Consider the following 12749-nt stretch of genomic DNA (forward strand, 5'->3'; position numbering starts at 1 on the left):
CGGGGCCGCCGGCCCCGCCGGGGTGGCCGGCCGCCCAGGACGGCCGTCCCCAGCAGCACCCGCACCAGGCCGCGCGCCCCCCGCACCTCGCGCCGGACGGGCCCGCGCCCTCCTTCGGGGCCGGGCACCCGGGGCCGCCGTACCAGCCGTACGGGACGGAGCCCGGGGAACCGGAGCGGCGCAGCGGGCGGTCCACCGCGCTGCTCGTCCTGATCGCGGTGATCGTCGCGCTCGGGGCCGGCGGCTCGGTGTACGCGCTGCTGAACAGCGGGACCGACGGCAAGGACGGCGGTACGGCCGCGCCCGGGTCCGGCTCCGCGTCGCCCACCGGCTCGGGCGAGCGCGCTCCGGGTTCCGGCTCGTCCTCCGGGGCCGCGGGCGGCGCGGTCCCGGACGGCTACCTCGGCACCTGGACCGCGACCGTCGACGGCGCCACGGGCACCGGCACCCGCCGACTCACCATCCGCCAGGGCGGGGTGGGCGACAGCGTGCTGACGCTGGTCGCGGACGGACCGGCGTACCACTGCGTCTTCGCCGCCCCGCTGAGCCAGGAGCCGCTGTCCCAGGGCCCGTTGGAGATCGGGCCGTCCACCGTGACCAGCGGCGAACCCGCCTCCTCCTGCACCCCGGGCGACGCGACCGAGGTCAGCCTGCTGCCCGACGGACGGCTGCGGCGGGCGCAGCAGGGCGGCGGCGAGAGCCTGACGTACGTGAAGCAGTGACGACCGCCAACGCCCCCGCGTCGCGCGGTGGTTGAACGCACGGCGAACTTCCGCGAACGTGTCCGGTTCGTACCCTTGCGCGCGCGTACCGTGGCTGCCCCATCCGGCTCCGGGGAGTTGCGGGGGCACCCACATGGCGTGGCTGAGCGCGGAGAACGTCGTCGCCGTCGGTACGGCGGTGCTGGGCATCGTCGCCTCCGCGGGCATGGTCTGGTACGAGCGCCGGGTGCCCCGGCACAAGAGGATCGGCTATCGCGTCCAGATGGACAACGCCATAGGCGACGACGTGCGGTCGGGGCGGGCCAACCGGCGGCTCGGGCTGTTCGACGAGGTGCCGGGCATGTCGGACGCCACGCTGGTGCTGCTGCGCATCGAGAACGACGGCTCGCTGGGCATCGACCGCGCCGACTACACCGGTCCCGAGGACCACGGCCTGACCGCGGTGTTCACCGACCGGACCGTGCGCGGGGTCTCGGTGACCCAGCCGAGCGACACCGGGCATCTGATGGACCACTTCACCGGCGAGCGCGGCTTCGGTTACGAGGGCAACACCCTGCGCATCCCGCCCGTCCCGCTCAACAGGGGGGACCACTTCAAGCTGCTGGTGCTGCTGACCGGCGGGGACGTGGGCCGCGGGATACGGCTGATCGGCGGCATCCGGGACGGCGAGGTGCACCCCAACCGCAGCGCCACCCCGGACGACAAGCCGCCGCTGTTCAGCCGGGCCTCGCGCGCCATCACCCTCATGCTCACGGTGTGCGTGGTGACCCTGGCCGCGATCGTGGTGGCCCGCGACGACACCCCGCCGCCCGTCGGCTGCGAGAAGGGCACGCTGACCGTGGTCGGGTCCACGGCGTTCGAGCCGGTGGCGCGGGAGGCGGCGAAGAAGTACGAGCAGGACTGCGCGGGCTCCGTCGTCACCGTCGACGCCCATGGATCGACCGCGGGGACACGGGAGTTGGCGGCCGCGGGGGCCGCGCGCAAGGGCCGGGGGTCGCCGCCGGTCGTCGCCCTCTCCGACGGACCCCGGCCCGGTGATCTGTCCGCGCTGCGGGAGAACCGGGTGGCGTTGTCGGTGTTCGCGCTCGTCGTCAACGACGACGTGGGGCTGCGGAACCTGTCCACGGCGGACGTGCGCCGGCTGTACCGGGGCGAGATCACCGACTGGGCGCAGCTGGGCGGGCGTTCCCTGCCGGTGCGCCTGGTCAGCCGGGACGCCAACTCCGGGACGCGGCAGGTGTTCCAGCGCCGGGTGCTGGGGGAGGGCGAGATGGCGAACACGTCCGTCGACTGCGTGCACAAGGACTACCCCTCGGCGCCGGTGGCGCGGTGCGAACTGGACTCCACCGACCAGGTGCTGGCCGAGGTCGCGCGGCTGCCCGGCGCGATCGGCTACAGCGAGCTGAACTCGGCGACCGGGGCGAAGGTGCTGCGCGTGCTCGCCCTGGACGGGGACGCGCCGTCGGTCGACGCGGTCGAGCACGGTCACAGCCGGTATCCCTACCGGGAGATCGAGTACGCCTACACCTACGGCCGCCCGCCCGCCGGCTCCCTCGCCTCCAGCTTCCTGACCTACCTGACCCGGGGGAACGGCCAGGACGTCATCCGCACACACGGGCACGTGCCGTGCTGGACCCCGGAGGGCATGAAGCTGTGCGCCCAGTGACAGCGGCGCGGTCTCCTTCCGCGCGCGGGTGAGCCGTACCGGCCCCGGCTCACCGGGGCTCCGGAGGCCGCTGGCGCGGCATGTTCGGGCGCGCGCCGCCCACCGGCGGCAGCGGGAGCCGGCCGCCCTGGCCGCCCGCCTCCTGCCGGGGCACGTACCCCACCGCACCCTGGACGCCCAGCGGCGCCGCCCCCGCCCGGAACGCCCCCATCCAGTCGGCCGTCTCCACCCGCACCAGCTCCGTCACGTCCTCCGAGAAACGCCGCAGCAGCACCACGCACCGCTCCGCCGCCTCGCTCGCCGTCCCCTCCGCGGGGCCCAGCACCTCCCGCATGCCCTCCGCCGCCCAGTCGAACTGGAGCGCCTGCAACCGCCGCTGCACCGCCTGCGCCGTCGCCACGTCCCGCATCCAGCCGGACGTCACCCCGAAGTACCGGTCGACGCCGGCGCAGGCGGCCGCCAGCAGCAGCGCCAGACACCCCCAGCGGGCCGCGCCGGCCGTGATCCCGGTCAGGTCCAGCAGCGGCAGGGCCACCCCGGTCACCGCCCCCGCCGCGGCCCCGGACCGCAGCACCCGTGCCCCGCGCCGCTTCCACAGCCGGTCTCGCAGGTACCAGTCCGCCGTGCGCAGCGCCCCGTGCTCCACCCACCGGTACAACTCGTCCAGCCGCTCGCCGGGTTCGCCCCAGTCGCCGGGCGGCAGGGCCCGGCCGGTCAGATCGCCCGGCCGGGGACCGGGCGCGCCCTCGCCCCGCCCGTCCTGAGGCGGCCCCTCGGGCTGCATCTCCGGCTGACCCACCCGGCACTCCCTACTGATCACGACCGGTCACGTGGCGTGACATTCCCTGGCGACGTGCGTCACCCTTCCTACCGCCCAACGGGTGGCCCGGTCCGGACTTTCCCGGCTTTTCCGCCCGGAAGAGGGCCTTGATCAGGTAGAGATCCGCCGTCTCTCTCACTCGAAAGAGTGGCGACGCGAGGGCCGCCCGGACCACGTAGGCTCGTGCCAAGGAGAAAGACGTAGAGGAGCTGATCGTGATCCCCGGTGGTGGCCAGCCCAACATGCAGCAGTTGCTCCAGCAGGCGCAGAAGATGCAGCAGGATCTGCAGCGGGCGCAGCAGGAACTGGCGGAGACGGAGGTCGACGGGCAGGCGGGCGGCGGCCTGGTGCGGGCCACCGTGACCGGCGCCGGCGAGCTGCGCGGACTGAAGATCGACCCCAAGGCGGTGGACCCGGAGGACACCGAGACCCTCGCCGACCTGATCGTGGCGGCCGTGCAGGCGGCCAACGAGAACGCGCAGGCGCTCCAGCAGCAGAAGCTCGGCCCGCTGGCGCAGGGCCTGGGCGGCGGCACGGGCATCCCCGGTCTGCCGTTCTGAGCCCGTCCCCACTAGCGTACGTACCGAAAGGTCTCCAGGAAGGGCAGTCCCTTGTACGAAGGCGTGGTCCAGGACCTCATCGACGAGCTGGGGCGGCTGCCCGGCGTCGGTCCCAAGAGCGCGCAGCGGATCGCCTTCCACGTGCTTCAGGCCGAGCCGACGGACGTGAAGCGGCTCGCCCAGGCGCTCCTGGAGGTCAAGGCGAAGGTCCGCTTCTGCGCGACGTGCGGCAACGTCGCGCAGGAGGAACTGTGCAACATCTGCCGTGACCCGCGCCGCGACCCCTCGGTGATCTGCGTCGTGGAGGAGCCCAAGGACGTCGTCGCGATCGAGCGCACCCGCGAGTTCCGCGGCCGGTACCACGTGCTCGGCGGCGCCATCAGCCCCATCGAGGGCGTGGGACCCGACGACCTGCGTATACGGGAACTTCTCGCGCGGTTGGCCGACGGGTCGGTCACGGAGCTGATCCTGGCCACCGATCCGAATCTCGAAGGCGAGGCGACGGCCACGTACCTCGCCCGCATGATCAAGCCCATGGGCCTGAAGGTCACCCGCCTGGCCAGCGGCCTCCCGGTGGGTGGCGACCTGGAATACGCGGACGAGGTCACCCTCGGCCGCGCCTTCGAGGGGAGAAGACTCCTAGATGTCTGACGCCACGCTGCACGCCACGTCGCAGGACCCCGACGATTTCGCGGTCCAGATCGCGGACCAGGTCGAGAGCTTCCTGGTCGCCGTCACGGAGGTGGCCAAGGGCGACGAGCCCGGCTCGGCCGTCCCGTTCCTCCTCCTGGAGGTCTCCCAGCTGCTGCTGGCCGGCGGCCGGCTGGGCGCCCACGAGGACATCGTCCCCGACGAGCGCTACGAGCCCGACCCGGGCCCGGAGGCCGACGTGGACGCGCTGCGCGAGAACTTCGCCCGGCTGCTGGAGCCCGTCGACGTCTACTCCGAGGTCTTCGACCCCTACGAGCCCCGCAAGGCCCCGGTGCCGGCCCGGATCTCGGACGACCTCGCCGACGTCATCACGGACCTGCGCCACGGCATGGCCCACTACCGCGCGGGCCGCACCACCGAGGCGCTGTGGTGGTGGCAGTTCTCCTACTTCTCCAACTGGGGTCCGACGGCCTCCGCGGTGCTGCGCGCCCTCCAGTCGGTGCTCATCCACGTCCGGCTCAACCAGCCCCTGGAGGAGCTGGACGGCCTGGACACCGACCAGACCCCGATGGGCGACGAGACCCTGGAGTTCGAGGCGGGCCGCGTCATGGCCGAGGAGATCGGCGGCCCGCTGGGCATCCGGCCGGGGATCTGAGCCGGCCGGGCCGCGGCCGCCGGCTGTGACCCGGGGCACGTTTCGCGTGGCTCGCCGCGGGGCGGGCAGGAGGCCCTGCGGAAGCGGGCGCCCGAGGTCCGATCGGCGGATGTCTCACCATGCGGGAGCAGGGTGGTGGATTTCGGGCGCTCGTTAAACTGAGCCGACACAAACGAACCGAGCGAGGAGCGCACGTGGGCCTTGTCGTGCAGAAGTACGGAGGCTCCTCCGTAGCCGATGCCGAAGGCATCAAGCGCGTCGCCAAGCGGATCGTGGAAGCGAAGAAGAACGGCAACCAGGTTGTCGTCGTCGTTTCCGCGATGGGCGACACGACGGACGAGCTGATCGATCTCGCCGCGCAGGTTTCTCCGATGCCTGCCGGGCGTGAATTCGACATGCTGCTGACCGCCGGAGAGCGTATCTCCATGGCGCTGCTGGCCATGGCGATCAAAAACCTGGGCCACGAGGCCCAGTCCTTCACCGGCAGCCAGGCCGGCGTCATCACCGACTCGGTCCACAACAAGGCCCGGATCATCGACGTCACGCCCGGCCGTATCCGGACGGCGCTGGACGAGGGCAACATCGCGATCGTCGCCGGTTTCCAGGGCGTCAGCGCCGACAAGAAGGACATCACCACCCTCGGCCGCGGTGGTTCGGACACCACGGCCGTGGCCCTCGCCGCCGCCCTCGACGCCGAGGTCTGCGAGATCTACACCGACGTCGACGGCGTGTTCACCGCCGACCCGCGCGTGGTGAAGAAGGCCAGGAAGATCGACTGGATCTCCTTCGAGGACATGCTGGAGCTCGCGGCCTCCGGCTCCAAGGTGCTGCTCCACCGCTGTGTGGAGTACGCCCGCCGCTACAACATCCCGATCCACGTCCGCTCCAGCTTCAGCGGGTTGCAGGGCACGTGGGTCAGCAGTGAGCCGATTGGGGACAAGAAGGTGGAGCAGGCCATCATCTCCGGTGTCGCGCACGACACCTCCGAGGCCAAGATCACGGTCGTCGGCGTGCCGGACAAGCCGGGTGAGGCCGCCGCGATCTTCCGGGCCATCGCCGACGCCCAGATCAACATCGACATGGTCGTGCAGAACGTGTCCGCCGCCGCCACCGGTCTGACGGACATCTCCTTCACGCTGCCCAAGAGCGAGGGCCGCAAGGCCATCGACGCCCTGGAGAAGAGCCGCGGCGGCATCGGCTTCGACTCGCTGCGCTACGACGACCAGATCGGCAAGATCTCGCTGGTCGGCGCGGGCATGAAGACCAACCCGGGCGTCACCGCCGCCTTCTTCGAGGCGCTGTCGGACGCGGGCGTGAACATCGAGCTGATCTCCACCTCCGAGATCCGCATCTCCGTGGTCACCCGCAAGGACGACGTGCCGGAGGCCGTGCGCGCCGTGCACACCGCCTTCGGGCTGGACTCCGACACCGACGAGGCCGTCGTCTACGGAGGCACCGGCCGATGACCGCCAAGCCGACGCTCGCGGTCGTGGGGGCGACCGGAGCCGTCGGCCGGGTCATGCTCCAGATCCTGTCCCAGCGCGCGGACGTCTGGGGCGAGATCCGTCTGTTCGCCTCCCCCCGCTCGGCCGGCCGCAAGCTGACCGTGCGCGGGGAGGAGGTCGAGGTGGCGGCCCTGACCGAGGACGCCTTCGCCGGGGTCGACATCGCCCTGTTCGACGTGCCGGAGGCGGTCGCCGCCGAGTGGGCGCCCCTCGCCGTCGCGCGCGGCGCGGTGGTCGTCGACAACTCCGGCGCCTTCCGCGCCGACCCGGAGGTGCCCCTGGTGGTGCCCGAGGTCAACGCCCACCGGGTGCGCAACCGCCCGCGCGGCGTCGTCGCCAACCCCGGCGCCACCACCCTCACCATGATCGTCGCACTGGCCGCGCTGCACGCCGAGTACGGGCTGCGCGAGCTGGTGGTGTCGTCGTACCAGGCGGTGAGCGGGGCCGGGCGGGCCGGCGTGGAGACGCTGCGGGCTCAGCTGTCCCTGGTCGCCGGCACCGAGCTGGGCACCGCGCCCGGTGACGTACGGCGGGCCGTGGGCGAGGGCACCGGCCCGTTCCCGGAGCCGGTCGCGCTGAACGTCGTGCCGTGGGCCGGCACGGCGGCCGAGGACGGCTGGTCCTCCGAGGAGCTGCGGGTGCGCGACGAGACCCGCCGCATCCTCTCCCTGCCCGGGCTGCCGGTCTCGGTGACCTGTGTCCGGGTGCCGGTGGTCACCACCCACTCGCTCACCGTCCACGCCCGCTTCCAGGGCGAGACCGGGGTGGCCGGCGCCCGCGAGATCCTCGCCACCGCGCCCGGCGTGGTGCTGTGCGACGACCCGGAGGCCGGCGAATTCCCCACCCCCGCCGACGTGGTGGGCACCGACCCCGCCTGGGTGGGCCGGCTGCGGCGGGCGCTGGACGACCCGACCGCGCTCGAACTCTTCGTCTGCGGCGACAATTTGCGCAAAGGTGCCGCACTGAACCTCGTGCAGATCGCGGAACTCGTCGCCCGGGAGTCCGCCGGGTGACGCATGGTGCCGCTTTGTAGGATCTGTGTGAGAAGTGTGGTCGGCGGCATGGTCGAAACCGCTTGAGCCGTCCCTCCCGGCGACAGAAGATGTGCCTCCCCGCCCTCCGCAACCGCGCGCAGGGCGGGGAGCGTCTTTGCGGTCACTCTTCGGGGTGAGGGGTGGCGGGCGTGGGGGCGCCGCGAACGGACCGGGTACGGGGATGCCCGTCCATATCGGACATAGGGGAAGAGCGGGACGCATGACGGCACTTGAGGCACCGCCGGCTGTCGCACATGTGACGCCCGGCACGTACAACCCTGACGGGGGCAGACGTGTCCAACTGGCGTGGCAGAGGTACTCGAACTCACCGCGGCCGGCGGCACGGCGGCCCTCCGGCCGCCGCGTGCGGCGCTGCGGCCCCGTACGCCCGGCGGCATGCCGGTGATCGCGCCCATGCCCGCCGCGCGGCCCGCCCGCATACCCGGTCAGCGAGACGGCGCTGAGGACACCACCGCGGGCACGGCCGCCGAGGCCGTCGCCGGCACCACCGTCGACCATCTCACCGAGACCTACCGGGCGCACTACCGCTCGCTGCTCGGTCTCGCCGCGCTGCTCCTCGACGACACCGCCTCCTGCGAGGACGTCGTCCAGGAGGCGTTCATCCGCGTCCACTCGGCGCGCAAACGCGTCCGCGACCCGCAGAAGACCCTCGCCTACCTCCGGCAGACGGTGGTCAACCTCTCGCGCTCCACGCTGCGCCGGCGCATCCTCGGTCTCAAGCTCCTCTCCAAGCCGATGCCGGACATGGCGAGCGCGGAGGAGGGCGCGTACGACCAGCTGGAGCGCCGCGACCTCATCAAGGCGATGAAGGGACTGCAGCGCCGCCAGCGGGAGGTGCTGGTCCTGCGCTACTTCGCGGACATGACCGAGGCCCAGGTCGCCGAGACGCTCGGCATCTCCCTGGGCTCGGTGAAGGCGTACGGTTCGCGCGGGATCGCCGCGCTGCGGGTGGCCATGGAGCAACCGGTATGAGCCCTGCACCGCGACGCCACCACCACACGTCACCGCACGCTGGGAACGAAACTGTGAACCACGGCCCCGACGACAGGAACACCGAGGGGCTCGCACCGGCCGAGGACGACGTCCGGGGGCCGCGTGCCTCCTTCGGTGAGGGCGAGGCGGAGGCCGGGGAACCGGCTCCGGTGCTCGGGGGCCCCGGGACGGACGAGGCGGCGCTGCGGCGGCTGCTGCACTCCGCGGTCGACGGCATCGAGCCGAGCACCGGCACGCTGGAGCATCTGCGCCGGGCGGTACCCGCGCGGCGGGCCCGCAAGCGGCAGGCGGCCGTGGGCATGGCCGCGGCGGCCCTGTTCCTCGGCACGGCCGTCCCGGCCCTCGTCCATGTCTCCGGCTCCGGCGGCAGCGACCCCGACACCGCGATGGCCGGCCAGTCCTCGCAGGCCAAGTCCGGTACCGGGCACGGCAGGGACAAGGGCGGCGAGGCGAACGGCGGCAAGGCCGCCGACGGCCGGCCGGCCCAGCCCGGCAAGGAGAGCGGCAAGCCCGGCGAGAAGGGCAGGACCGGCGGCGCGGGCGCGGGTGCCGCCGCGGGCGCCGATCCGTCGGCCACCCTGGCCGCGGGCGTCCCGGTGTGCACGGCGGGCCAGCTGGGCTCCGCCACGGGCAGCACGGACGCGCCGGACTCCGCGGGCGTCGTCTACGGCACCTTCCGCGTCACCAACGTCTCCGCGCGCGCCTGCACGGTCGACGGCGCGGGCACGGTGGGCGCGAGCGCGCAGGGGGCCGCGGAACCGGCGAAGATCATCGTCGTGCGGCACGCGGCGGGGGACGCGGCGACCGGACTGCCCGATCCCTCGCAGGAGGTGAGCGGGATGGTCCTCCAGCCGGGTTCGGCCTACGAGGAGAAGTTCGCCTTCGTGCCCTCCGAGACCTGTCCCACCGGCGGCGGCTCGACCGGCGGCGCGGACGGCGGGGGCGCGACCCCGGACCCGACACCGACCGCCACGGAGGGCTCCACCGACGCCGGGGGCCCCTCCGGCACCACCACCCAGCTGGGCACCGGGGACGCCCCGGCGGGCGGCGGCATCCTGCTCACTCACACCGCCCAGCAGGGCTCCCCGACGGCGTCCACGGTGGTGCCGGGGGAGTGCGCGGGAACGGTGTACTACACGGGGCTGCTGGCGGGGTCGTAGGGAAACCGCGCGGGTCCCGCCCGCAGGGGCCGGCCGCGCGGCGAGGACGGGCTCAGCCGCCGGAGGACACCGTGACCGGCGCCGCGTCCTCCGCCGGTGCCAGGCCCAGCTCGGCGTCCCGCGCGGCCTCGACCTCCCGCCGCAGCAGCCGGAACCACATGAACACCGTGAACCCGGCGAAGACGAACCACTCGCCGGTGTAGCCCAGGTTCTGGAACGCCTTCAGGTCCAGCCCGGTGCCGTCCGGCGCCGCCGCCGGCACCGCCTTCATCCCCGAGTCGGCCTTGTCCAGCGTCACCCACGCGTCATAGAGGCGGTACGGCACGAGGTTGACCAGCGAGGCCGAGCTGATCGCCGCCGTCTGCCCGGCCGGCAGCCCGCCCTGCGCGCTCACCCCGTTGTCCCCCGGCGTCTCGGAGGCCTGCAACGCGCCGGTGACGGTCACCTCGCCCCGGGGCGGGGCGGGCGCCTTCGAGGCGTCGGCCCTGCCCGGCAGCCAGCCCCGCACCACCGGCAGCGCCTTGCCGGTGCCGGTGCGCAGCAGGGTCAGGACGTAGAACCCGTCCTTGTCGTCCAGCTGCCGGCCGGGCACGAGCAGCTGCGTCCCGTACTGTCCGTGCGCGGTCACCCGCCGCCCCGACGTCGCCTTGTCCACCGGCAGCATCGAGTCCAGCGGACGCGCCGCCTCGGAGCTGTCGGAGGCGGCCTGCCGGTTCGCGGCGTGCTCCTCCTGCACCCGCCCCTCGAACCGGCTCAGCTGCCAGGACCCCATGAAGATGCAGAAGGGGATGGCGAGCAGCACGAAGACGTTGATGCCCCACCAGCGCGGAGTCAGCAGAAACCGGTACACGCCCTCCACGGTACGGCGCCCGCCCTGCCGCCCGGACCGCAGGGTCCGGATGTCCGGTGGGAACTCGGCGGGGCGGAGGAAGCCGCCCGGCGCCCCCCGCGACGCCGCCGCTCGGCTCACCGCCGGATGTCCGGAGCCGGTCCGCGTCACCGGCGGCGAAGGACGCGTGCGGCAAGTTGTCCACAGGCTGTGCCCACCCGCCACACAATTGTCCGCGCGGCCAGGCAGTATGGGCGCATGACTGGGGCGATGAGTGAGAGCAGGACGCCGGACACCTCGGGTATGCCGGACTGGGAGAAGCGCTTCCGCGCGCCGCGTGTGTCGCTGCCCGACTGGGCGGAGGACGCACCGCACCGCTCGCTGTTCGTGTCGAACGCGACGGGCACGTACGAGCTGTACGCGTGGGACCGTGCCACCGGCGAGCAGCGCCAGGCCACGGCCCGGCCGAACGGCACGACGAGCGGCGTGCTCTCCCCGGACGGCGCCTGGATCTGGTGGTTCGACGACAAGGACGGCGACGAGTTCGGCATCTGGCGCCGCCAGCCCTTCACCGGCGGCGCGGACGAACCGGCCGTCCCGGGCCTCGCCCCCTCCTACCCGGCCGGTCTGGCCCTGGCCCGTGACGGCCGCACCGCGGTCGTGGGCCGCTCCACCGACGAGGACGGCACGACGATCCACCTGGCCCGCGCGGGCGAGGAGCCGGTGGAGATCTACCGGCACCGCGAGTCCGCGGGCGTCGGCGACATCTCCCACGACGGCTCGCTGGTCGTCATCGAGCACACCGAGCACGGCGACGCGATGCACGCGGCGCTGCGCGTGCTGCGCCCGGACGGCACGCCGGTCGCCGAGCTGGACGACACCAAGGGCGGCACCGAGGAACTGGGCCTCGAAGTGCTGGGCTTCGCGCCGGTGGAGGGCGACAGCCGGCTGCTCGTCGGGCACCAGCGCCGGGGCCGCTGGGAGCCGCTGGTGTGGGACGTGGCGTCCGGGGAGGAGACGGACCTCGCCCTGGAGCTGCCCGGTGACGTCTTTGCGGAGTGGTACCCGGACGGCTCGGGCCTGCTGATCGTGCACAGCTTCGAGGCCCGCAGCGAGCTGTTCCGCTACGACCTGGCGCGCCGTGGGCTGACCCGTGTCCCGACCCCGCCCGGCTCCGTCTCCGGGGCGACGGCCCGCCCGGACGGCAGCGTGGAGTACCTGTGGTCGTCGGCCGCCGAGCCGCCGGCGGTGCGGTCCACCTCCGGCGGGGTGGTGCTGGACCCGCCGGGGATGGCGTGCCCGCCGTCGGTGCCGGTGGAGGACGTGTGGGTGGAGGGCCCCGGCGGCCGCGTCCACGCCCTGATCCAGAAGCCGGCGGGCGCCACCGGCCCCCTGCCCACCGTCTTCGACCTGCACGGCGGCCCGACGTGGCACGACAGCGACTCGTTCGCCGCGGGCCCGGCCGCCTGGGTCGACCACGGGTACGCGGTGATCCGCGTCAACTACCGCGGCTCGACCGGGTACGGCCGCGCGTGGACGGACGCGCTCAAGCACCGGGTCGGCCTGATCGAGCTGGAGGACGTGGCGGCCGTCCGCGACTGGGCGGTCTCCTCCGGTCTGGCCGACCCCGACCGCCTGGTCCTCACCGGTGGGTCCTGGGGCGGCTACCTCACCCTCCTCGGCCTCGGCACCCAGCCGGAGGCGTGGGCGGTCGGCATCGCGGTCGTCCCGGTCGCGGACTACGTCACGGCGTACCACGACGAGATGGAGGCCCTGAAGGCCATGGACCGCACGCTGCTGGGCGGCACCCCCGAGGAGGTCCCGGAGCGCTTCGAGGCGTCCTCCCCGCTCACCTACGTCGACCGCGTCGAGGCCCCCGTCTACATCTCGGCGGGCGTCAACGACCCCCGCTGCCCCATCCGGCAGATCGACAACTACGTCAAACGCCTCGAATCCCGCGGTGCCACCCACGAGGTCTACCGCTACGACGCCGGCCACGGCTCCCTGGTCGCCGACGAACGCATCAAGCAGGTCTCCCTGGAACTGGACTTCGCGAAGAGGCACCTCCCGGCGTAGTCCCCTCGTCCCCCGAAACCGCCGGCCCGCTGCCCGGCCGGCCGTTTCGGGGGGTAG

11 protein-coding genes and 1 pseudogene are annotated in these 12749 nt (G+C 73.4%); 10 read left to right on the plus strand and 2 right to left on the minus strand.

Annotation, left to right across the window (positions count from 1 at the left end):
* Window positions 1–722, plus strand: a pseudogene (locus FRZ03_RS39055) (serine/threonine protein kinase); the annotation flags it as partial.
* A gap of 133 nt (window positions 723–855) precedes the next feature.
* On the plus strand, window positions 856–2388 hold the full coding sequence (locus FRZ03_RS12220) for a substrate-binding domain-containing protein (protein WP_146465171.1): 1533 nt from the start codon (window positions 856–858) through the stop codon (window positions 2386–2388).
* A 49-nt stretch (window positions 2389–2437) separates the two neighbouring features.
* Here the strand turns inward: FRZ03_RS12220 and FRZ03_RS12225 are convergent, their stop codons facing one another.
* The gene (locus tag FRZ03_RS12225) at window positions 2438–3187 is read right to left on the minus strand and encodes an SLATT domain-containing protein (protein ID WP_146465172.1); all 750 of its coding nucleotides are present in this window, start codon (window positions 3185–3187) and stop codon (window positions 2438–2440) included.
* Between the two features lie 236 nt (window positions 3188–3423).
* On the opposite strand from FRZ03_RS12225, the gene FRZ03_RS12230 reads away from it, so the two are divergent.
* The 7 genes from FRZ03_RS12230 to FRZ03_RS12265 all read left to right on the plus strand — a co-directional run bounded on the left by FRZ03_RS12230 (window position 3424) and on the right by FRZ03_RS12265 (window position 9787).
* Complete coding sequence (locus FRZ03_RS12230) at window positions 3424–3768, plus strand: YbaB/EbfC family nucleoid-associated protein (RefSeq protein WP_070024151.1); 345 nt, start codon at window positions 3424–3426, stop codon at window positions 3766–3768.
* Window positions 3769–3819: 51 nt separating this feature from the next.
* Window positions 3820–4419: a recombination mediator RecR gene (gene recR, locus FRZ03_RS12235; protein WP_070024150.1), complete on the plus strand. Its 600-nt coding sequence runs from the start codon at window positions 3820–3822 to the stop codon at window positions 4417–4419.
* Window positions 4412–5074, plus strand: coding sequence for a DUF5063 domain-containing protein (locus FRZ03_RS12240; RefSeq protein WP_146465173.1), 663 nt, complete (start codon window positions 4412–4414; stop codon window positions 5072–5074). Before recR ends, FRZ03_RS12240 begins: the two co-directional genes overlap by 8 nt.
* A 194-nt stretch (window positions 5075–5268) precedes the next feature.
* Window positions 5269–6540, plus strand: a complete 1272-nt coding sequence (locus FRZ03_RS12250) for an aspartate kinase (protein ID WP_146465174.1) — start codon at window positions 5269–5271, stop codon at window positions 6538–6540.
* Window positions 6537–7592 (plus strand): aspartate-semialdehyde dehydrogenase, encoded by a 1056-nt coding sequence (locus FRZ03_RS12255; RefSeq protein ID WP_146465175.1) that lies wholly within the window; start codon window positions 6537–6539, stop codon window positions 7590–7592. The genes FRZ03_RS12250 and FRZ03_RS12255 overlap by 4 nt, the downstream gene beginning before the upstream one ends.
* Before the next feature lie 327 nt (window positions 7593–7919).
* Window positions 7920–8606: a SigE family RNA polymerase sigma factor gene (locus FRZ03_RS12260; RefSeq protein ID WP_146465176.1), complete on the plus strand. Its 687-nt coding sequence runs from the start codon at window positions 7920–7922 to the stop codon at window positions 8604–8606.
* A gap of 53 nt (window positions 8607–8659) precedes the next feature.
* Window positions 8660–9787: a hypothetical protein gene (locus FRZ03_RS12265; protein ID WP_261398940.1), complete on the plus strand. Its 1128-nt coding sequence runs from the start codon at window positions 8660–8662 to the stop codon at window positions 9785–9787.
* Between the two features lie 52 nt (window positions 9788–9839).
* On the opposite strand, the gene FRZ03_RS12270 is transcribed toward FRZ03_RS12265, so the two are convergent.
* Entirely contained in the window at window positions 9840–10637 is a 798-nt protein-coding gene (locus tag FRZ03_RS12270; RefSeq protein WP_186785379.1) for an SURF1 family protein, read from the minus strand.
* A gap of 249 nt (window positions 10638–10886) precedes the next feature.
* Here FRZ03_RS12270 and FRZ03_RS12275 point away from each other — a divergent pair, with 249 nt between their 5' ends.
* Window positions 10887–12692, plus strand: coding sequence for a S9 family peptidase (locus FRZ03_RS12275; protein WP_146465177.1), 1806 nt, complete (start codon window positions 10887–10889; stop codon window positions 12690–12692).
* Window positions 12693–12749: the final 57 nt, after the last annotated feature.

Source organism: Streptomyces misionensis, from assembly GCF_007896895.1.
Taxonomy (GTDB): domain Bacteria; phylum Actinomycetota; class Actinomycetes; order Streptomycetales; family Streptomycetaceae; genus Streptomyces; species Streptomyces misionensis_A.